19 protein-coding genes and 1 other annotated feature are annotated in these 20906 nt (G+C 64.6%); of the genes, 10 read left to right on the forward strand and 9 right to left on the reverse strand.

Annotated features, from left to right (window positions below; translation table 11 throughout):
* Positions 1 to 15: 15 nt before the first annotated feature.
* Positions 16 to 405 (forward strand): YbaN family protein, encoded by a 390-nt coding sequence (locus AC0L6G_RS01470; protein WP_221415965.1) that lies wholly within the window; start codon positions 16 to 18, stop codon positions 403 to 405.
* Positions 395 to 1147, forward strand: coding sequence for an energy transducer TonB family protein (locus AC0L6G_RS01475; RefSeq protein ID WP_184273226.1), 753 nt, complete (start codon positions 395 to 397; stop codon positions 1145 to 1147). The genes AC0L6G_RS01470 and AC0L6G_RS01475 overlap by 11 nt, the downstream gene beginning before the upstream one ends.
* A gap of 103 nt (positions 1148 to 1250) precedes the next feature.
* Here the strand turns inward: AC0L6G_RS01475 and AC0L6G_RS01480 are convergent, their stop codons facing one another.
* On the reverse strand, positions 1251 to 2162 hold the full coding sequence (locus tag AC0L6G_RS01480) for a LytTR family DNA-binding domain-containing protein (RefSeq protein WP_184273229.1): 912 nt from the start codon (positions 2160 to 2162) through the stop codon (positions 1251 to 1253).
* Positions 2163 to 2241: 79 nt separating this feature from the next.
* Between AC0L6G_RS01480 and surE the strand changes: the two genes are divergently transcribed.
* Entirely contained in the window at positions 2242 to 3378 is a 1137-nt protein-coding gene (gene surE, locus AC0L6G_RS01485; protein WP_184273232.1) for a 5'/3'-nucleotidase SurE, read from the forward strand.
* Positions 3379 to 3534: 156 nt separating this feature from the next.
* Here the strand turns inward: surE and AC0L6G_RS01490 are convergent, their stop codons facing one another.
* Complete coding sequence (locus AC0L6G_RS01490) at positions 3535 to 3696, reverse strand: Lrp/AsnC family transcriptional regulator (RefSeq protein ID WP_260398553.1); 162 nt, start codon at positions 3694 to 3696, stop codon at positions 3535 to 3537.
* 145 nt (positions 3697 to 3841) lie between these two features.
* Here AC0L6G_RS01490 and AC0L6G_RS01495 point away from each other — a divergent pair, with 145 nt between their 5' ends.
* The 3 genes from AC0L6G_RS01495 to AC0L6G_RS01505 all read left to right on the forward strand — a co-directional run bounded on the left by AC0L6G_RS01495 (position 3842) and on the right by AC0L6G_RS01505 (position 7061).
* A complete protein-coding gene (locus AC0L6G_RS01495; protein WP_184273235.1) occupies positions 3842 to 5044 on the forward strand; it encodes a MalY/PatB family protein in 1203 nt (400 codons plus the stop codon).
* Between the two features lie 677 nt (positions 5045 to 5721).
* Positions 5722 to 5862, forward strand: a complete 141-nt coding sequence (locus tag AC0L6G_RS01500) for a hypothetical protein (RefSeq protein ID WP_184273238.1) — start codon at positions 5722 to 5724, stop codon at positions 5860 to 5862.
* Positions 5863 to 6128: 266 nt separating this feature from the next.
* Positions 6129 to 7061: a nucleotidyltransferase and HEPN domain-containing protein gene (locus tag AC0L6G_RS01505; RefSeq protein ID WP_184273241.1), complete on the forward strand. Its 933-nt coding sequence runs from the start codon at positions 6129 to 6131 to the stop codon at positions 7059 to 7061.
* 32 nt (positions 7062 to 7093) lie between these two features.
* On the opposite strand, the gene AC0L6G_RS01510 is transcribed toward AC0L6G_RS01505, so the two are convergent.
* The 6 genes from AC0L6G_RS01510 to darT all read right to left on the reverse strand — a co-directional run bounded on the left by AC0L6G_RS01510 (position 7094) and on the right by darT (position 11715).
* Positions 7094 to 7825, reverse strand: coding sequence for a hypothetical protein (locus tag AC0L6G_RS01510; RefSeq protein ID WP_312205158.1), 732 nt, complete (start codon positions 7823 to 7825; stop codon positions 7094 to 7096).
* The gene (locus tag AC0L6G_RS01515) at positions 7819 to 8100 is read right to left on the reverse strand and encodes a DUF2026 family protein (protein WP_473252744.1); all 282 of its coding nucleotides are present in this window, start codon (positions 8098 to 8100) and stop codon (positions 7819 to 7821) included. Before AC0L6G_RS01515 ends, AC0L6G_RS01510 begins: the two co-directional genes overlap by 7 nt.
* A 64-nt stretch (positions 8101 to 8164) precedes the next feature.
* Positions 8165 to 9393 (reverse strand): IS3 family transposase gene (locus AC0L6G_RS01520; protein WP_278448215.1). Its coding sequence is split into 2 segments (ribosomal slippage): positions 8165 to 9105 and positions 9105 to 9393, totalling 1230 coding nucleotides; the frame shifts between segments, so codons are not numbered across the junction.
* Positions 8998 to 9112: a sequence feature (AL1L pseudoknot), on the reverse strand. Its footprint overlaps the gene before it by 115 nt.
* Complete coding sequence (locus AC0L6G_RS01525) at positions 9386 to 9766, reverse strand: DUF2026 family protein (protein ID WP_473252745.1); 381 nt, start codon at positions 9764 to 9766, stop codon at positions 9386 to 9388. Before AC0L6G_RS01525 ends, AC0L6G_RS01520 begins: the two co-directional genes overlap by 8 nt.
* Before the next feature lie 258 nt (positions 9767 to 10024).
* Entirely contained in the window at positions 10025 to 11065 is a 1041-nt protein-coding gene (gene darG, locus AC0L6G_RS01530) for a type II toxin-antitoxin system antitoxin DNA ADP-ribosyl glycohydrolase DarG (RefSeq protein WP_312205157.1), read from the reverse strand.
* Complete coding sequence (gene darT, locus AC0L6G_RS01535; protein ID WP_184273250.1) at positions 11062 to 11715, reverse strand: type II toxin-antitoxin system toxin DNA ADP-ribosyl transferase DarT; 654 nt, start codon at positions 11713 to 11715, stop codon at positions 11062 to 11064. The genes darG and darT overlap by 4 nt, the downstream gene beginning before the upstream one ends.
* A gap of 465 nt (positions 11716 to 12180) precedes the next feature.
* On the opposite strand from darT, the gene AC0L6G_RS01540 reads away from it, so the two are divergent.
* The 4 genes from AC0L6G_RS01540 to AC0L6G_RS01555 are packed head-to-tail and all read left to right on the forward strand — an operon-like array spanning position 12181 to position 19214.
* Complete coding sequence (locus tag AC0L6G_RS01540) at positions 12181 to 12684, forward strand: RNA polymerase sigma factor (RefSeq protein ID WP_184273253.1); 504 nt, start codon at positions 12181 to 12183, stop codon at positions 12682 to 12684.
* Positions 12685 to 12697: 13 nt separating this feature from the next.
* Positions 12698 to 13705, forward strand: coding sequence for a FecR family protein (locus AC0L6G_RS01545; protein WP_184273256.1), 1008 nt, complete (start codon positions 12698 to 12700; stop codon positions 13703 to 13705).
* A 46-nt stretch (positions 13706 to 13751) separates the two neighbouring features.
* Positions 13752 to 16694, forward strand: a complete 2943-nt coding sequence (locus tag AC0L6G_RS01550) for a TonB-dependent receptor (RefSeq protein WP_313517770.1) — start codon at positions 13752 to 13754, stop codon at positions 16692 to 16694.
* A gap of 9 nt (positions 16695 to 16703) precedes the next feature.
* Complete coding sequence (locus tag AC0L6G_RS01555; protein ID WP_313040553.1) at positions 16704 to 19214, forward strand: alpha/beta hydrolase family protein; 2511 nt, start codon at positions 16704 to 16706, stop codon at positions 19212 to 19214.
* Here AC0L6G_RS01555 and AC0L6G_RS01560 read toward each other — a convergent pair.
* Positions 19147 to 20904 carry an asparagine synthase C-terminal domain-containing protein gene (locus AC0L6G_RS01560; protein ID WP_312204906.1) on the reverse strand — a complete coding sequence of 586 codons (1758 nt, stop codon included), beginning with the start codon at positions 20902 to 20904 and terminating at the stop codon, positions 19147 to 19149. The two genes, AC0L6G_RS01555 and AC0L6G_RS01560, sit on opposite strands and share 68 nt — an antisense overlap.
* Positions 20905 to 20906: the final 2 nt, after the last annotated feature.

A 20906-nucleotide genomic window follows, 5' to 3' on the forward strand; every position in this document is an offset into this window, starting at 1 on the left:
ATCGGGACGATGACCATGGGCCGGCGATCCGTACGCGCAGGGTGGCTGGTCCTCGGTCTGGTCCTTGTCGGGCTGGGCTTTGTCGGCGCCTTCGTGCCGCTGATGCCGACGACCATCTTCCTGATCCTGGCGGCGGCCTGCTTCACGCGGTCGTCGTCCCGGCTGGAGGCCTGGCTGCTGAACCATCCCCGGTTCGGACCGGGCCTGCGCGCCTGGCGGGCCGAGGGGGCGGTGTCGCGCCGGGGCAAGATCGCCGCCTGTCTGGGCATGGCGGTCGGCTACGGCCTGTTCTGGCTGACGGTCCGACCGGGTCTCTGGCTGGGTCTGGCCGTGGCGCTCGTCATGGCGGCCTGCGCGCTCTTCGTCGTGTCGCGCCCGTCACCGGGAGGGCGAGATGGCGTTTGATCTGAAGTCCTCTGCGGCGCCCCGCGCCGCCGAAGTTCGGGGCAGAAGTCGGTCCCGCCAGGGAGGCCGATGGGGCGCGGGCGTCGCGGCCTCGGTCTTGCTGCACGTCGCGCCTCTGATCGTGGCGGGTGGGCTGTGGGCCTCGCGCCCGTCGGTCGTCCTGCCGCCCGAGCCGGTGTTCGAGGTCGAGCTGGTGCGCCTGCAGGCGCCGCCTCGCCCGCCGTCCGAGCAGCCGCCCGGCCCGACCCAGGTCGAGGCTGCCGCCCAGCAACCCGTGCCCAAGCTTCCCATCCAGCCCCGCCTTCAGGTCGCGGCCGTCGCCGACGTCGAGCCCTTGTCAGCCCCGCCGCCCACGCCGCGCCAGGAAGCCGCGGCGGAGACCCCGCCCGCGCCCGAAACCACGGCCCCGCCGAGCCGTCCGGCGCCGCCCGCCGCCTCGGCCTCGTCGTCGGCCCAGACCTGGCAGGGCCGGCTTCTGGCCCATCTGGAACGGCGCAAGCGGTATCCAGCCGAAGCTCGCGCGCGGCGTCTTCAGGGCGTGGCCCATGTCCGCTTCACCATGGACCGCCAGGGCCGGGTGCTGTCCGCCGCCCTGGAGCACAGCTCAGGCCACGCCGCCCTTGACCGCGAGGCCCTGGCCCTCCTCCAGCGCGCCCAGCCGCTACCCCCGCCGCCCGCCGAGACGCCCGGCGAACGCATCACCCTGACCGTCCCGGTAGAATTCTTCACCCGAGGACGGTGAAGGGGGCTCCGCCGAATGTCAGGTTTCCAGCACGAGGCCAAAGACCGCAACTGGCGCAACTCCGACCGTCCATACGTTCGTTTGAGCTAAGGGGCCTTAGGCGTTACGAACTAGCAGCGCGAAGAGCGTCGAGTGCTGCGGCGTATCGGCGCGACAGCGGAACCTGGAGACTTCCAAGTTGGACTGTCCAGTCGCCCGAGCCGTCGGGGCTAAGGCCTGTGACGCAGGACGGATTCAACAGCCAGGAGCGATGAACTCGAACCAGGCCCAGTTCCTTTTGCAAGGCGACCAGGGTGACGCGCATCAGGGGGCGGCTGCCGTTCTCGAGGAGGAATTCTACATAGTTTCCGGCTCCGCGCACGGCGAGCAGACTTGCAACTTCGATCCGCGTGATTCGCTTGCCGTCCTTGATGTCGAACAGGGTCGGGGAGTGGTTTTGGTTCGCGGGCGCGGGATCTTTTCGGGTCAGCCAGAAGAGTGCGACGGTGCTGCCGTAGGTCAGCAGGTCCTTTCGAAGCTCATAGGGAAAGTCCTCCAGCAGCGGACCGAGGCCATAGGTCTCGCCAGCCAAGGCGTAGACAAGGTTTCGAGCGGCAACGAAACCGGCCACGTGAAGACCCGAATAGACCACGCCGACCGCGAGGTGGATCGCGATGAGGGCCAGCCAAGGCGTCTGGCCCGGTGAGGCCAGTCGGGCGGCGATCCAGGGAATCCAGATCAGGCCCAGGGTGAAGATCGCGCTGGTAATGGACCAGGTCCAGATCTCCCATGCCGGCGTCTGGGGGCGGTCCGCCTGCATCGTCAGAGTGTTGATCAGGGTGAATGCCGAGACGACGCCGACCACCAGGAAGGCTGACAGCCACAAGGGGAACCGCCGCTGATCCCGAAATCCCCGCCGCTGGTCACTCACGGCTTGGCGGAGCGCGGTCAGGGCGGGAAGGCGTCGCTTCGTCTTGTTCAAGAGAGCCTGTTTCATGTCCCGTTCGAAATTCCCCGCAGTCGTCACGTCCTGCACTCATGCATGGGGCGATACGCGACCAAGGCTACACGGCTCAAGCCGTCATGATCTACGGTCGAAGAAATGGGCGGTCTTCATGGCCTGCGGCGCGCTGCTGACGTTCTGGTCGTCGGGCGTGCAGGCACGGATGCAACCGTCCGAGACGCCGGCGCGGATTCTGATCACCAATGACAATGGAATTGAAGACGGCCGTCTCGTCGCGCTCGCCGAAGCCTTCGCCGATGCCGGAGCGGAAGTCTGGGTTGCGGCGCCGGCGGAAAACCGCAGCGGCTTCACCAACTACGCGCCTGCGACCGGCGAGGGCGTGTTTCGTGTGAAGTCGGTAATCATGGGGCCTCGTATCCGGGCCTATGCCGTGGACGGTTCTCCGGCGGACAGCGTCGTGTTCGCCGTCACCGGACCGATGCGCGACCGGCCGCCGACGCTGGTCGTCTCTGGCATGAACGGCGGCGCCAACGCCGGGGAATCCTGGATTGGGTCGGGCACGGTCGGAGCGGCGCGCACAGCGGCGGCCATCGGGTTGCGGGCCGTGGCCGTTTCAGGCGTCCCGTCCCGGCCTGTCGCACACCATCGCGCGGCGGCCGACTGGGTCGTCGATCTGGTCAGAGCCCCGATCGTCAGCGAGCTTCAGGCCCCGGACTATGTCACCGTATCCTTTCCGGAGTTGCCTCTGGATCAGGTGAAAGGGGCCGTTCTGGCGCCGCGCGCCAACCGGTTCGTTGATGCCGTCGCCGAAAAAGACGGTCAGTCCGGCGAGTGGGAAACATGGACGTTGAAGCCACTCGGCATTTCGGAAGCGACGCCGGGAGAAGATATGGAAGTCATGTCCCGCGGGTTCATCGCCGTAGCGACCATGCGCGTGGGGGATATGGAGCTCGACCGAATGGCGGCGCTGGCGCGCCGTGCAGATGTCCTGCCGAGCTGGACGCCCGCGCTCGCCGCGCCTTCCTGTCCGCTCGGCGTGGGGGTGGAAGATGCCGCGGCTGGGGCGAGAGTGTTTCAGGTTGCGCCGGATGGTGTCGCTCAAGCCATTGGTCTGAAGTCGGGCGACATTTTGATACAGGTCGATGAAACGAATCTGGTCGGCCTGGACAGCCCAGTCAGAACGATGTCAGATGCCTTGGCTGGCAAGTCGTGCGGATCTGAGGTGGCGCTTCGCGTTCAACGCAACGACGTCGTGCTGGAACTTACGGTTCGGCGTCTGCGTCAGTGAAACGCGGCCGGAAGCGACTGGGCTTCAGGCGCTTCCGCGCATGTCTTCTTGAGAGGGCGACGCCAATGTCCGGTGGCATGAGGGCTCCCTGCTGATTCACTCTCGTCGTTGAGGGCGGAGGTGCAGCGATGATCGACATGCCAAGCGCCCGATGGCTTACGCGTGCACCATAACCTTGATCACGCCCGTATCTTCCAAGATGCGCACGCGTCGATGGCATGGGGACGGAGATGAATTTACTCGCTCGCTCAGTTCTTGATTTGTTAGGCGTCCATCTCGTTGCGGTTCGATGATGATCTTGGAATCAATCTCGTCCATATCGGAAATACCTGACAGATTCCGCCAACGAAACGCCGCAGATTTGGATGACAGGCAGGATTTTCAATGCAGATTGGTGTACAGTTCTGTCAATTCACTGATCTGCGACCTGTTTGGCTGGTCGCCAATCCCGGGCAGACTGTAGATGCAGCACGATTTCGATCGCCTGATCCCCCGCCACGAAACCAATGCCGTCGCAGTTGAAGGGTATGAAGGCTATCTCTTTGGAGCCGACTCCGCATCGTTGACCCTTGATCGCCCAAGGGAGGACATCATCAATATGTGGGTGGCAGATATGCAATTCGCTGCCCCGCCGGCGGCGCTTGACGCCATGGCCGATCGTCTGAAACATTCGATCTTCGGCTACACGATGAATTTCGATGACCAGCTTTATGATGTGTTCAGCAGGTGGTGCGACCGTCGGTATGGCTGGATTTTTCCTCGCGAGCAGATGGTTCTGTCGCTTGGCGTCATCCCAGCGTTATTCGGCCTCGTTGGCTATGTGTGCGGGCCTGATGACAAGGTTCTGACGCTCAGTCCTTCTTACGGATACTTCAAGCACGCAACCACCAAGAGTGGACGCACATTCGTGACATCGCCGCTCATCAACGATAACGGCCGCTACGAAGTCAATTTTGCGGATTTCGAAGTGAAAGCGTCCGATCCTGCAGTCAAGGTCTTCTTCCTCTGCCATCCGCATAACCCTACCGGACGGTTGTGGAGCGAAGTGGAACTGCGGCGCATGGGGGAAATTTGCTTCGCCCATGGCGTCAAGATCGTGTCGGACGAAATACATTGCGACCTGTTGCGCACGGGGCTCAATCATACGCCGCTGGCCAAGCTCTTTCCCGATAGCCGCGACATCATCACCTGTATGGCAGTAAGCAAGACCTTCAATCTCGCCGGGATGATGATCGCCACTATCATTATTCCTGATCCCGACCTGCGCGCGGTGTGGAAGGATCTACATTCGCCTTTAGTCAATCCGATCAGCCTTGCTGCTGCCATCGGCTCTTATCGCGGCGGAGAGAGATGGCTTGAGGACTTGCGCGTCTATCTGGATGGAAATTTTGCGTTAGCGACGAATTTCGTCCGACAGTATCTGCCGAAAGCCAGACTGGACGTCCCGGAAGCAACTTATCTCGCATGGATGAATGTCGGGGCATATTTGCCTGAACCTATGAACCTCACCCGTTTCTTCCTCGAACGCGCTGGCGTCATCCTAGAGGGCGGCGAGATGTTCGTGGACAATGGCGAGGGGCACGTGCGTCTCAATCTTGCGTGCCCGCGCGCTGTTCTGCAGGAAGCTCTGGAGCGCATGCGAAGTGCGATCCTAGCGACTGGTTGAGTGGAATGGTTCCACAGCGTTCGCTTGGTGAAGCGATGTTAGATTTCGTGGTCGATACAGATGCTGTCGAACTTGTGGACCTTATAGCGGGCGGTTGGACCGGAGTGATGTTGCGGCATGTCGCCAAGCTGCACGTCGTTGTCAGTCAGACCCGAAGACGGATTTGGGGCAGTTTTGAAGGTCAACTTCTAGGCTTGCCATCAATGACAGGTACTGGCGCATCGGCGACGTCATGATGCTGCAAAACCCGACTCTTAGTGGCTGCTGACCAAGCCCACCGCGGGTCCGTCTTGTATCCAGGTTGAGGGTGCGGCCGGTACAACAACTACCCACTGTATGTTCCGGCCGATCAGTTGTTTGCGCTTTTCGTCGAGGCGGGGCGCAGGCTGGAGGCACCGGATTGCATACCTAACCCTGAGCCCAAGTACTATCGGGTCTGCGACCGGGCGCCGGTCATCATACAGGGGAGTGCGGGCCGAATGGCCGACGGTCTTCAACTTCCGGTCTGAAGCACGTTTTTTCGCGCGGCCGACGCGGTGCCATATCCGGCCGACGGCTTCTATGGGTTCACGGATCCGCTGTGGCAGGCCTGCCCGACTTCTGGATCGCTGGCGTGGTCAGGGACGGTGCCTTCTCCATGTTGACGACAGCGCTGGGGCCGGCCGTGGGGACCTATCATGCTCGCCAGACCGTGGTCCTGCCGCCGGGCGGGTCTGCGCTGGCTCGAACTGACGGCGCCGGAGGAGCTGATCCTGGCGCCGGGATCGACCAGCGCCTTGACGGTCGAACAGGTCTATCTCGTCGCTAGCCTGACCTGAACAAGGCGGAGCACTTGCCTCCCGCCGCCGGACCGGCGACAGTCCGGCGTCCCCGGCTGGCCGGCGTTATGTACAGGCGCAAGCTAAAGGCGTCGGCGCACGAGCTCTCGTGTTCTCAACTGTCCGGCGGACACTCCCTTATTGTGGCGCTTGGCGAGCAGGCGGGGTAGGCTTTTTGCGGAAGTGATTTGGGGCGCGGATGCGAACGAAACCGGCAGGCATGATGATCTCTCCAGCGACCCTGCGGATCCAGGGCGGGCGGTCCCATGCGCGCTGACCTGGATCATCTTCCAGCCAAACAGCAGCGCGAGCTGGAGCGCGTCCGCACGACCCTGCTGACCGAGTTCGAGGCCGCGATCAAAAGCGGGGGAGGGGGCACCCAGTCCTGGCGGCGCGACGGTCGGGTGCTGAAGGTCATCCTGTTCGGATCCTACGCCCGCAACGACTGGGTCGATGAACCCGACAACGGCTATCTGTCCGACTTCGATCTGCTGGTGATTGTCAGCCACGAGAAGCTGACCGACATCGCCGACTACTGGTACGTGGCCGAGGACAAGATCCTACGCGATCCCGCCGTGGGGCGTACGGTCAACATCGTCGTTCACACCATGGCCGAGGTGAACCAGGCCCTGACTCGGGGCGAGTATTTCTGGACCGACATCCTGCGCGACGGGGTGACGCTCTATGAGTTGCCGGGGCATCCGTTCGCCCAGCCGCAGCCGATGACGGCGGCTGAGGCGCGGGAGGCTGCGCAGCGCTACTTTGATGCCAGGATCAAGGATGTGGACCTGTGGATCGACGACGCTGGGCGGTATATCGCCAACGCGGGGGAGGGGCAGCACGTTCGCAAGAGGGCTGCCTTCCTTCTGCATCAGGCGACCGAGACCGCCTATGCCTGCTTCCTGCTGACCCACACCTTCTATTTCCCGCGCTCTCACAACATCAAGTTCCTCCGCTCCCTCGCGGAGGACACCGACAAGCGCCTGACCGCCGCTTGGCCGAGGGAACAGCGCGCCGACCGCCGCCGCTTCGAACTGCTGAAACGCGCCTATGTGGAGGCGCGCTATTCCGACCAGTATGATGTCGAGGCCGAGGATCTGGCTCTGCAGCTGGATGCCGTCGTACGCCTTCGCGACCTTGTGGAGACGGTTAGCGCGGAGCGGATCGCTGAACTTGCGAGAGATGCAGACCTGACCTGAGGCTTGCGAGCTGGTTTCTCTAGCGCGGACGGTCAGTAGCGGGGGGCGTTGATCGTGCCCGTAAGTTCATCAGCCGCGCCCCAGAATTGTACGATGGCGTTGCCGTATCGACGGATGCGTTCTTCATCGACGCGCATCAGTTCGGCATGAAGATAAGTGTCTTCGAGCCACGGATGGTCTTCCTCAGGCGTATCGTGCCATAGATCCGGAGACTGGTGACGTAGGGCGGTGACCGAACGACCGTTGCCGTGGCGAAGCACATTACCGACCAGAACGAGTTCTGAAAGGGTGGCTGCAATGAAGCTGTAGTCTGTTTCTTTGGGGATCCGTTCGAGGCCTGCCGCCAAAAGCGCATCGAAGGTCATCTTGCCAGCTTTCGGCGTCTTGTGTCGAAACATCCATCGGCGAAGATGACGTTCGAAGGTCGCGGCCAAGGTCAGTGCGAACGCCCGACGCGCCTCGCCGGCCGTAGCGTTGTCGAAGTGCATTGCTGACCATTCAAGAAACTGCTCTTGAGACGCGGCCCCTTGCTTGGGGATGTTTTCATGAGTGGGCAAGGCGGCGAGGCCCGGCAAGATGACGCGAGACATTAGGGCGTCGGTGATGTTCTGAGAGATGCGAGGCGACAAGTCCCGGTCTGCGAACATTCGCTTGTTGAGCGACGCGTCGTCAGAAGTGTCTGCTTCGGGCGGCGTCTTTCCAACAGGTTGAGCAGTTCCCAAGGGCGCTCGTGCGTCGGCGTGTCCTGGGTGTTTGATCACCATGAGCCGCAAGCCGTCGTGCGCGGTAGCGTGAGCCTATGGGTATCACCAGCGCTGTCGCCCATGGTGATCGACGGCAATTGGGGTTTTCGCCGGGCACCGTGCCAAGTGTCGACGATGTTCAGGAGGTCTCGCATCGCCGGTCGATCCAGGAACTTGTCGAGCAGGACGTTTGTCAGTTCGAGATCCGGTATGGTGTAGAAGTCACCGGGCGTGTTCACGGCGTCCAGGCTCGAAGCTTCCGACGACATGGAGCGTTGCAACATTTTTCGGGGCACGCTGAGCTTCTGGTCCACAAAGGATTGAAGCGCCCCGGGTTTTCCGGAGGCTATCCGGTTTGGCTCAGGCAGCCATATCGAGGGTCTCGATGGCTGCATAGTAATTTGCCTCTGCCTCGGCGGGCGGAATGTAGCCGATGGGACCGAAGAGGCGATGCTCGTTGTACCAGTGGACCCAGCGCAAGGTGGCCATTTCGACGGCCGATGCACTCGGCCAGGAGCGCTGGTGCCAGATTACCTCTGCCTTGTAGAGACCATTGATTGTTTCGGCCAAAGCGTTGTCGTAAGAGTCCCCGACACTGCCGACTGAAGGAACCAGGTTGGCTTCGGCAAGGCGCTGGGTGTAGTTCATGGCAAGGTATTGAACGCCCCTGTCACTGTGGTGGATCAGGCCATCCTCAGGTCTAGGGCGACGTGCATGAATGGCCTGCTCGAGGGCATCCAGAACGAACCCTGCGGTCGCCGAGGTGCTGACCTTCCAACCCACAATACGCCGCGCATAGGCGTCGATCACGAAGGCCACGTAAACGAAACCTGCCCAGGTCTGCACGTACGTGAAATCCACCACCCACAAGGCGTTGGGCCGGGCGACACGGAACTCCCGGTTGACCTTGTCTAGCGGGCACGGAGCCTTGGGATTGCTGACCGTGGTGACGGTCCTCTTGCCCCTCCGGATACCGGCCAGGCCCATGCTGCGCATCAATCGTTCCACCGTGCACTTGGCAATCGAAATACCCTCGCGGCGCAGTTGATGCCAGACCTTGCGCGCGCCGTAGAGGCCAAAGCTGTTCTCGTGCACGCGCTTGATATGCTCGCGCATGTCGTCATCGCGCCGGGCACGTGCTGAACGCCTGGCGGGGTCGGCCAGACGGGCAGCATGTTCACGATAGGAGGACGGGGCGATCGCCAGTTCGCGGCAGATCGGCTCGATACCCAAGTCCTCGCGATGCGCGTCGATGAACGACATCATCACCTCTCGCGGCGGTCGAGCTCCGCCAGCGCAAAATACGCCGATGCCTTGCGCAGGATCTCGTTCGCGCGCCGCAGCTCCTTTACCTCGCGCTCGAGCAGCTTGATCCTGGCCTTCTCATCAGCGGCAAGCGCCGCTGGCCCCGCTCGTCGGCTCGCCTCCTCGCGGCACCAGCGGCGCAGCGTCTCGGCCGTACAGCCAATCTTGGCGGCAATCGAAGACATCGCCTCCCACTCCGAACCGTAATCGGCGCGATGTTCGCCAACCATACGCACTGCACGATCGCGGATCTCAGGTGAAAACTTGTTCCGGGTTCTACTCATAACGAAAGCTCCTTCTCATAAATCGGAGCCTCCGGAAAACCCGGGGCGCTTCAGATTCAGGGAAGATGGGAGCCATGAAGTCAATCAGATGGGTCTCAGTCTGGACCCACATGTGAAAACCTTTCAGTGAAACCACGATGCGCCCGCCTTGGTTCTCACCGAAAAAGGCGACTTCCGGCGTGTCGTTGACGCAGAGTGCGAAAGCGCCGGCGACCGCCGATGCTTTGATCTTGTAGTGCTTATTCAGGATCAGCGCCCCGCAACAGGCAAAGAAGATACAGCCCTTTTCCGCTCCGCCGAAGGTTTGGCTTACGCCATGGGTCACTTGGTAAATCCGGTTGTATTCGCTCAACGGAATAAGAAAGCGGCTCATGCGATTGTTTCTTTAAACTTCGGATGGTCGGCCACGGCTGGGCGCGTTAAAATCCGCTGGTAGCTGTGCGCCGTCAGTTGGAAGGGGAAGCGATCCGGCGACAGTTTGCGGGCCGCCGCCGGATCATGCCGTTCGGGAAAAGGTCGGAATCCCGGCGAGCGCATGACTATAAGCTTGGCTGTACGGTCATGTCTGCGCGTTTCGGCGGTTGGGCGCGACGCACGGCGCTAACATCGCGCTTCGACGCAGGGGCGCAGTCTACTGGACGGTCGCGCTCAACCAGCCCTTGGAGCCGAGGGCAGTGAGGGCGATCTCGATCTGGCGCGGAGAGAACTGCTTCTTGCGCTCGTTCCATGCGTAGACCCTTGCGCGAACCTCGTCTGAGGACCTCGCCTCTTCCCGGGTCGCGACCCAGTGGACCGTCGCCAGAAGCTCCAGCCCGAAGGGAGTTTCGAAGCCTTCGACCAGGTTTCCGACCCTGTCGAAACGCTGTTTCGTCTCCAGGTCGTCGGCGAGGAAGGCCTCGGCGTCCTTCACCGCGCCTGGAACAAGTTCAAGCTGCCTGTCCGGAGCGTCGCCGCCGTCATGGTATCCGGAGACCATATGGCCTTCGATCTTGACCAGGACGTGCCGCAGGTTGTCGGCGTAGGGCCCGTAGTGATGCTTGACGTAGTTCAGGCGGAGCGGCTGTCCGGCTTCCTGCATGAAGTACATGAGCTTCTGCAGCTCGATCAGGGTCACGAACGGATCCAGCAGGCCGCTGAGGTAACGGTTGACCAAAACTACGAGCGCAGCCCGGCCCGGGGTGATCGCGGGGATATCGCGTGACCTGGTGGGCACAGGCGCAGTCATGGGTTCAAAGACCAGGACGCGGACATCCTCGAGGGGGGCCATGGCCGCGACGATCAGGGGGCGGACGTCGGCCCAGTCCAGGCCGCCGAGCCCGGCGCCGAGCGGCGGAATGGCGATCGAGCGGATGTCGCGTTCACGGATTTCATCGACCAGGGCCTTGAGGCCGGACTCGATGTCCTCGATCCGGCTCTTGCCCTTCCAGTGACGCTTCGTCGGGAAGTTGATGACGAACCGGGGATTGGTGAGGCTGCGGGTCTCATGGACGAACATTCGTCCGGGCTGCACCGCCTCGCTGGCGCAGGCTGCGGCATAGGCTTTGAAGTTTTCCGGAAAGCGGTTCTTGAATTGCAGGGCGATGCCGCGGCCCATGACGCCGACGCAGTTGACCGTATTGACCAGCGCCTCGGCGTCGGCCTGAAGAATGTCGCCTGTGGTGAATTCGATCATGCCGCTCCCCCATAGTACCAGTCGCGCCGGATTTCGATGGGGGGACGATGGCCCCCAGGCCCCATGGCGTCAGAAACGGGTTGTACGTAGGCGTTTGAAAAGACGCCCACACGCTCGACCAGATGCCAGGGGAAGCTGTGCTCGAGCAGGAACTCGGCCTGCTTGCCCTCCTTCGGCGCGCCGGCCCATTGTCGGGTCTGAACCGAATTCCAGTTGATCTCGTCGAGCTGGTTCAGGTTCACACGATCCTCGAAGTAATAGGCGCCCGCATTCGACAGGGTGAACGCCCAGCGGCGATTATTCGCTTCTGCCCACGCAACGGTCGCTCGCAAGTCTGCTTCAAGGTGCACGATGGGCTCTTGGCCGCCCTGGTAAGCGAGGTCGTGGCTACGAGCGTATATCAGATAGAGCATGACGGAGCGAGAACAAAAATAGAACGGCGTGCAGTCGCCCACGTGCAGATCTGGGTGATTCTGCAACCGGAGCTCCCGAAGTCGGCGCTGCTTGATGGTGTTCATGCCAATCGTGGTTCCCGGGACGGCCTGGGCGGCGATGGCCGCGTCGCACAACAGCATCCGGCTGGCGACGATCGAAGCCAGCCTGTCCACGTGGACGATGTGATAGATTTTCGGGTTTGCAGGTGTGGGCACGACTCAGCCTGCAATACGAAGGCAAGGCTCATCGGGGGACGTCAGGCGCCTGCGGTCGCCAGCCTGTCTAAGTCCTTCCAAGATCGCCTGTCCCCCAAAGACCGCACTCGCCGCCATGAGGCTATCCAGTCCGGGGAGGTCTGGCAATTCAAGCGGCATAGGTGTCGGCGAGACTGGCTTGGGTCACCCGAGCGAACGGATGAATCAGACACCGGCATTATCCGACTTGCCAAGTGAATCCGGGTGAATCAGACTTGGGGTGCGTCTGATTTGACGCCGAGGCGTGAGAACCTCGCTTGAGCAGATCCTGAAAATCCCACTTCGCGCTCCGTGGCGGCGGGTGGCCCGCGTGCATGTCCAGGCTCCCTCCCTCGGGGGGCTAAAGACGTCGGCGCATGTGTTTGAGCATGTTCTCAACACCCGGTGCTTCGGCCGGGCTCGCCTCTGTTTACCGGAGGCGAGCCCGTGTCGGATGGATTGGAAAAGCTGTCGCCAGCCGCCCCCCTGGGGCTGGATGTCCTCTATGGACGCTACGCCCACTGGTTCCGGGCGCGGCTGGTCCGGCGCTATGGCGCCCAGGACGCCGAGGACCTGGCGCAGGAGGCCTGGCTGCGGCTGGCGCCCTATCATGCCGTTCAGACGATCCGGCATCCCCGGGCCCTGCTGCTTCGCATCGCAGCGAACCTGATGGCGGACCGCCGGGCGCGGCGGTTTCATCGGGCGCGCTATGTGGACGAGATCGGCGCCACACATGGACTGGCCCATGAAGCCCCTTCGCAGATCGACGAGGTCCTGGCCCGGGAACTGGTCCTCGGCTTGCCAGAGCCCCTGCGCGATGTCTTTGTGCTATCAAGGTTCGGCGGACTGACGAATGTGCAGATAGGCGAGCAGCTCGGGATTTCTCCCAAAACCGTTGAGTGGCGCATGACCAGGGCCTTGGCGCATTGCGCCGCCCAGCTCCGGCGCTAGGATGAGGGTGATCATGACCAACCCGAACATCCGGGTTGAAACTAGCGAGACCGAGGCGGCGGCGTGGCACGCCCGCCTTGGCGCGCGCAGCGTCAGCACCCAGACCATCGAAGAATTCTTCGCCTGGCGGTCCGAGCCGGCCAACGCCGACGCCTATCGGCGGGTCGAGCAGGTCTGGGGCGCGGCAGGCAGGCTGGATAGGGATCCCGCTATCGCGAAGGCGTTGGGCGAAGCCCTGTCGCGCAGGAAGAGCGCGCCGCAGCCGCGACGGCTGCCCCGCACCCTGATCGGCGCGACTATCGGCGGCGCCGTCATGGCGGTGGCGGTCGGCGGGGCCCTGTGGCTGCAGTCCCGGACCGTGTTCACGACCAGCGTGGGCGAGCAAAGGGTCGTGCAACTGGCGGACGGGTCGAATGTGCGGCTGGATACGGATTCCAGGATCAGGGTCCGCTTTGACGGAGACCGTCGGCTGATAGAGCTCGAAGGCGGGCAGGCCCTGTTCATCGTGGCCCATGACGCCGACCGGCCCTTCGTGGTCCAGACAGACAGCGCCCGGGTGACGGCTGTCGGGACGGTCTTCGATGTCCGCCATGACGGCGCGGGGGTGAAGGTGACCCTGGTTTCAGGCGTCGTTGATGTATCGGAGCGCGGGACGGGCAGGGCGGTCAAACGATTGGCGGCGGGGCAGCAGAGTTCGCTAACGCCGCAGGGCCAGGTGACGCGGGTGGTGGACGTAGGGGCCGAGACGAGTTGGGCCGACGGGCGGATTGTCTTCCGGGACACGCCCCTGCGCGACGCCGTGGCCGAGGTGAACCGGTATCTGACCCACAAGATCGTGCTCGACGCCGCGGCCCAGGAGGAGGCGTCTGTCAACGGCGTGTTCAAGACGGGGGACCGCGACGCCTTCGTCTCCACGGCGGCCGAGGTGTTCGGTCTGAAGGCGTCGAAGAAGGCTGACGGCCGGGTTCTTCTGTTCGACGCAAGAAATTCGAGGGGCGCTCCGGGGGCGCCCGGGGTCTGAACCGTCTCTTCTCTGACGCCGCGTGGCGTGGAGGGGACCCAGGACCATGAGACGAGCCAGCCTATTATCCGGAAGCATTCTCGCCGCCGGCCTGATCGCCGTCAGCGCGACGGCCTGCGCCCAGGAAGCGCGTGAGTTCAATATCCCCGCTGGGACGTTGCGGGACGGACTGAACCTGTTCGCGACCCAGTCAGATCAGCAGATTCTCTTTTCCGGCGAGGCGGTGGACGGGTTGAAGACGCAGGGCTTGCGGGGGCGGCATGCGCCGTCGGCGGCGCTTGACCGACTGCTGGGGGGAACGGGCCTCGCCTGGTCCGAGACGCGTCCCGGGGTCATCTTCCTGAGGCGTTCAGACGGCGGCGCAGTGGTCGATCGCGCCACGGTCGTGGACGACGTGGTCGTCACCGGCACCCTGTTGAAGGCGTCAGGAGAACTGGCGTCGCCCGTGGTCATGCTGGATCGGGACGAGCTCGACCGGCGCGGACGGGGGACGGTGGCCGATGTGCTGGCCGAGCTGCCGCAGAACTACGCCGGAAGCGGGACGGCGGGCGCGCTCCTGTCAGGGGCGGACCGGGGCGGGTCCAACGGGGTAGTGGCGACGGGTGTCAACCTGCGGGGACTGGGGACTGACGCCACCCTGGTGCTGATCAACGGTCGTCGAATGGCCGGCACAGGCTTCCGGGGCGAGTTCGCCGATGTTTCCGCCCTGCCTTCGGCGGCGGTCGAACGGGTCGACGTCCTCCTCGACGGCGCTTCGGCCCTGTACGGGTCGGACGCAGTCGCGGGGGTGATCAACATCATCATGCGGCGGTCTTTCGACGGGCAGGAAAGCCGCGTGCGACTGTCCGCCGCCGAGGGCGGCATGGAGACGGTGATCGCCTCCCATCTGGCGGGACGCTCCTGGTCAAGCGGATCCGCCCTCCTATCCTACGAGTATCAACGGCAGAACGCGCTGAGCTCTCTGGACAGGGCCTATACGGCGGACGGCGACCTGCGTCCTTTCGGCGGGTCTGACTGGCGCACCCTGTTCAGTTCGCCTGGGAACATCGTCGCCTATGATCCGGCGCGGGCCAGCTATGTGTCGCAGTGGGCGATCCGGCCGGGCCCAAGCGGAACAGCCCAGACGCCGGCGGATTTCGCGGCGGGCCAGACCAATCTTCAGGCCACGTCCCAGGGCGTGGACTTAATGCCTGATATCGAGCGCCACAGCGTCTACGGGCGTCTGCGCCAATCTATGGGTGATCGTCTCGACTTGACGGCCGATCTTCGGTTCAACCGGCGGACCTACGGGTTCGCCAATACCCCCGGTGGGACCGTCATCGAGGTCACCAGCGCCAATCCCTGGTTCGTGTCGCCAAGCGGAGCGGCGTCGCACACCCTGGCCTATTCCTTCTCTGGCGATCTCGGCGCGTCGCGACAGTCAGGCTCATCGCGCAGTCTCGGATTCACGGCTGGCGCGGCTGTGGATCTCGGCCGAGGCTGGTCAGCGGACGCCTATCTCGCCTGGGCGGAAGAGCGAGGCCAGAGTCGGATCTCGGGCCAGGTCAATTCGCTCTTCCTCGAGGAAGCGCTGGGCAACCGCGCCGATAATCCGGCGACGGCCTATGCGGCGGCGAGGGACGGCTATTTCAACCCCTTTGGGGCAGGCGCGGCCAATGGCGCCGCCGTGCTCGACTTCATCGGGTCCGGATACTCCGGCAACCTGGACCGCAGCCGGGCGCGTTCGGTCAACCTCCTGATTGAAGGGCCGCTTTTTGCCTTGCCGGGCGGGGAGGTCCAGCTCGCCCTCGGCGTCCAGGCGCGCGGCGAAGACTTCCAGACCCGCTCCACCGTCTTCCTGTCCACCCTGGAGCCGGTGACGAAAGCCGTTCCCAAGCAGGATCGAGTCATCGCGGCGATTTTCGCCGAGACGAGGCTGCCCCTGGTGGGGCCAGCCAACGCCAGGCCCGGCGTGCGGGCGCTGGAGCTGTCGCTGGCCGGGCGGGTCGAGGACTACGACGACTTCGGCACAACGGCCAATCCCAAGCTCGGGATCGTCTGGTCGCCGACGGAGGGCCTGAACATGCGGGCGTCCTGGGGCACGTCCTTCCGCGCTCCGGCCCTGACTCAGATCCATGACGCGCCGGTCGCCGGAGCCAGCCTAGTTCCGCGCGCCGACGGCTCGCGCATGCTGGCTGTCTATCTGACCGGGGGCAATCCGGACCTCGAGCCGGAAACCGCTGAGACCTGGACGGCGGGATTCGACTATCGCCCGGAAAACGGCCTCGTGCTGAGCGCGAGCTATTTCGACACGCGGTTCGAGGATCGGATCGAGCGGCCGACCAGCGGCAATCTCGCGAACATCCTGACGGATCCGGCCCTGGCGCCCTTCGTCCGCTTCGTCGACGCCGCCAACAGCGCCGAGGACAAGGCCCTGGTGGAAAGCTACATCCGCGCCCCCGGGTTCGGGTTCGGCAGTCAGTTTCCGGCCTCGACCTTCGGCGCCGTCCTCGACGGGCGTTGGGTCAATACGGCGGCGGTGCGGGTGCGCGGGCTGGACCTGTCGACCCGCTATCCGATGGACCTGGGCCAGGGCGTCATGACCGTTGATGCTTCGGCCTCCTGGCTGCTGGACTACGAGGTCCAGATGACGCCGACTGCGGTTGTCAGATCCGTTTTGGACCGGGTTGGCTATCCGACCTCATTGCGGCTTCGCGCTGGGGCGACCTGGACCATGGAGAATCTGGCCGCCAGCCTGCACTGGAGCCATGTCTCCGACTACGCCGATAGCGCCGGAGCGCGGATCGGGGCCTGGAACACGGCGGACCTGATGCTGACCTGGCGGCCCTCGGCGGGACGGCTGGAGGGAGTGAACCTGTCTGCCGGCGTGCAGAACCTGTTCGACGCCGATCCGCCCTTCTACAATGGAGCGACAGGCTACGGCTTCGACGCCGGCCAGGCGAACCAGCTGGGCCGGGTCGTCTCCCTGCAACTCATTCGACGCTGGTGAGGCGGCGGCATGGCCGGCTTCTGTATCCGCCTGGGCTGGGCGGCGATCGCTCTCGCGTGTTGGCTTTCACCCGCCTCTGCGCAGGTGCGCTCGCTCGACATCGACGACGTCCTCTCCATGGAGGCCTTCGGCTCGGTCTCCATGGCGCCGGGCGGCGACCTGGTCGTCTATGAGCGGCGCGGTCCCTATGACAGTGCGCCAAGGTATGACCTCGGCCATCGGTCGGTCTGGACGATCACCGATCTCTACGTCGTCGACCTGAAGACCAGTGGCGAGCCGCAACGGCTGCTGCCGTCCGAGCAGGATGTCGGACTCATTCTCGGTCCATGGTCCCCGTCGGGCCGTCGCCTTCTGGTTTACCGGTTGGCGGGCGACCGCCTTGAAGCCGGGATCGTCGATCCCCATGCCCGGACGGTGCGCTGGACGGGTCTGACGCCAGACCTTCCGTTCAGCGGAAGTCATGCGGGCTGGCGTGACGATGACCGGCTCCTTCTCACGATCCGACCGGACGGCAGCCTGCCCTGGATGCTGCGGCATGACGGCGCGAGCCAGGTCGAGACCGAGCGACGATGGCGCCTGATGGCCGAAGGCGAGCAGTCGTCCGCGACGGTGGTCGGGACGATGGGAGGCGTCGCCAGGGCTCAAACCCGACCTGGGTCCCTGCAGCTGGCGGAGATTGATGCGGCGGTTCCAGGCATGGCGCTCCGTATCCTGGCCCAGGGCGAGATTCTCGATATCGCCGTGTCGCCGGACGGACGTCGGGTCGCGGTGCTCGAGGCCGGGGAGGCGATCGCGGCCGACCCCGATCATGTCCGCGCCCATGGGATGCGGCGGCGGAGCCGATTGAAGCTTGTTGATGCTGAGACCGGCGCGATCACGGCCTCCCCGACGACGGACGTCGCTCTCCACCTCCTTCGGTGGTCGGGCCGGTCTGATGCGGTCCTCGTCTGGGCGCGAGCCGATGGGGAGGCCTGGCGAGAAGGCGGTCTGCGACGGATCGACATCAGCGGCGTCGAGACGTCCTTCGATCAGGGCGGGTTGTCCGCCCTGATCGAAGGAGGCGATGTCGATGAACTGCGCGGCGTTCAGGCGGACTGGCTGGCGGAGGTCCCGGTGTTGCGCGCCCGGAAAGCCGGCGGCCAACGGTTCGACTGGTATGCTCTGGTCGCAGGACGGGCGCCGCGCGCCCTGACCGCAGCGCTTGAAACGCCGCCTGATCGTCTGGCGGCGGTGATGGATGGAAGCCTGCTGATGTTCGCGGACGGCGCGCTCTGGAAAGCGGAGCTCGAGGCCGGGCTGACGCGGCTGTCGCCCCCGGACGTGCGGCTGGCGGACGGCGGCCATATCGACGGCATGCAGGCCCTGAGGCTCAGGATCAACAATGCGCCGCGCCGTGATTGGGCCGTCGGACGACTGGGCGAAGAAGGCGGCCTGATCATGGATGCATCCGGCACAAGGCAGGGCTTCACCACCAGGCCGATGCGGGGCGCATCGGTCCTCAGCGCCGCCTCGGCGACGGTCGTGGTGGCCCTGATCCGCGACCAGGGCGCCGAAACCCTGTGGCTGTCGGGGCGCGGTGTCGATCGAACGATTGACGCGGTTAACGTCGAATTCGCGGCCAGGGCCTTCGCCAGGCCGATCCCGGTCGAACATCGCGACCGACTGGGGCGGGAGACCCGGAGCTGGTTGACGCTTCCGGTCGGCCTCCCGATCGGGGAGGTGAAGGGCGTCGTCGTGAACCTCTATCCCGGTTCGGTCAGCAATGACGCCCATATCGATCCTCGCGTGCTTCTCTATGGGATACGGGGCCCCTTGCTGGCTGCAGCGGGCTATGCGGTCCTCTCGCCGGCCATGCCGGAAAGCGCGGACGACCCGGCGGCGGGCGAAGGTTATGTCGCCAGCGTGGATCTGGCCGTCGACGCCGCGCTGAAGGCCGTGCCAGACCTGCCGGGGGAACGGATCGCGATCCTCGGCCACAGCTTCGGGGGCACGGCGGCGCTGGCCGTTGCGGCGCGGACGCACCGCTATCGGTCCTATGTGGTCTGGTCGGCTGTGACGGATCTCTATGGGGCCTGGGGCGAGTTCGATCCCGTGAGCCGCGCCGTGCCCGAAGAGGGGTTGAGCCTGCAAGCCCAGATGGGATGGGTGGAATCCGGGCAGGGCGAAACCGGCGGGTCTCCGTCGCGGGCCAGGGATCGGTTCGAGGCCGGCAGTCCCTATCTCCAGGCGCAGGATATCCGATCCCCCGTCCTCTTGATTACGGGGGATCGCGACTTCGTCCCCATGTCCCAGTCCGAACGGATATTCACCGTCCTTCACCGGCAAGGACGTCCGGCCCGGCTCGTGACCTATTGGGGGGAGGGGCATTTCAATTGGAGCCCGGCCAATATCCGCGATCTCTACCGTCAGATCCTTTCCTGGCTGGACGAGACCCTGGCCGAAGACGCCGCCGTCATGACGCGGTCGACAGACGCCTCTCCCATTCCCGCACCCAGGCCTCCAGGGCCGCCGCGATCATGATCTCGGCGAAACCTCCTCGCCAGATGAGGGTCTCTTCGTCGAGGGCGGCCTCGGCGACGGCTCTGTCGATCAGGCCCTGGGCGGCCAGGCGCCCATCGAGGAGCCAGGGTTTCAGAACATCGAGGCTGGCGGCGATCCGGCGTCCATAATAGGCGGTCATTTCTCCCTTGGATCGGCGATCGGCGATCTCGGCGGGCAGGCGGTCCCGGAAGGCGAGACGCGCCAGCGCACGGTCCCGCCGGCCGAGGGTAAGGCGCGGCGCGGACAGGGAGAGGCAAGCCTCGACAACCGGTTGCGCCAGCAGGGGGTGAAGCAGGTCGACGACCGCTGTCTGCGGCGAGGCGCCGCTGAAGGTCACGCCGTTGAGGACGCCGGCGATCTGATAGAGCTTGGCGGGGCCGAGGTCGTCGCCGGCGGCCAGCCAGGGATGAGGCGGCGGCGCAGGGGCCGGCGCAATGAAGGAAGGCGTGCGATCCGACGGCGGTGTTCTGGTCCTGTGTGATCGGCGAGCTTCGGCTATGAGCGACCAGACCGAGCCGCCGTTCCAGCGCGCCAGAGCGGGCAGGGCAGGCGAAAAGACCGAGCGCCACCCGTGATGGCGCCAGATGTCGCTGAAGACCTCGCTCGTGGCGGCCTGGACGAAGACGGCGTCCCCGCCCTTGCCGGTCATGACGGAGGAGGCGCCGGCCTCTGCCCACAGTCGCCCGAGGAGAACATCATTGGGGGCATCCAGTCCATTGAACCCGGGGCGAAGGCCTTGGCCCAGTCCCATGAGCATGTCTTCCGTTATGAGGTCTGACGAGCGACGCACCGTTGTCAAGGCGACCTTGAGCATGGAGGCCAGGTTCTTCGCGTAGGGGCGTTCGTCGGCTTCCGGGTCGGGGCCGTAGGCGTTGAGCCACAGGCGGATATCCGCGTGTTCTGATCTAACGAGGCTGCTCGCCACGATGCTGGAATCCAGGCCGCCGGACATCTCCGCCCCGAGAGGACCGCCGATCCGGGCCAGGCCTGTCACGGCTTCATCCACCGCATCCCGGAGGCGTTCTGCCGCCCCGGCGTCGTCAATGAAGTCCTGCTCTCTGTAGCGGGCGAATTCGTCAGGTCGCCATAGAGATACGGGCGAGGTCTTGTCGCCCAGCGTCAGCATGGCGCCGGGAAGAAGCGCGGTCGGTCCGTCGACCAGGGCATGGGCCCAACTGCTGAGCGGATCGGCGAGCGCGTTGGCGAGGCGGCTGGTGTTGATGCGCCAATCCGGCCGTGTGGCGCGAACGAGCCAGTCTGGCGCGTCGGACGCGACGAGGGTCAGGCTGGAAGCGGTCCAGATGAAACAGTCCAGCGAGCCTGAAGGGTCGCGAAGGACGGCTTCGGTTCGGCCGCGCGGGCCGAGCCTGAAGCCGACGTAGCGGCCCCACAGTCGTCTGAACATCTTGCGTTCATAGGCGTGTTGGTCCTCGACCATGGGCATCCCCGTCGTGAAATTCTGCCGGCGATCCAGGATGTCGCCAACCAACAGCCATGGGCCGACCTGCAGAAGGCGGGGCGGTCGGGGCCCGGCCACGCCCAGCCAGGCCAGTTCGCCCAGGACATGGATGATCATGCCGTTGGAGACCGCCTGTTCGCGCAGGATCCTCGCGCGTCCGCCGGCCTCGGCATCGCCGGCCTCCCAGGATGCGAGGACATAGGCGACCACGG

The organism is Brevundimonas sp. D3-1P (assembly GCF_055809335.1).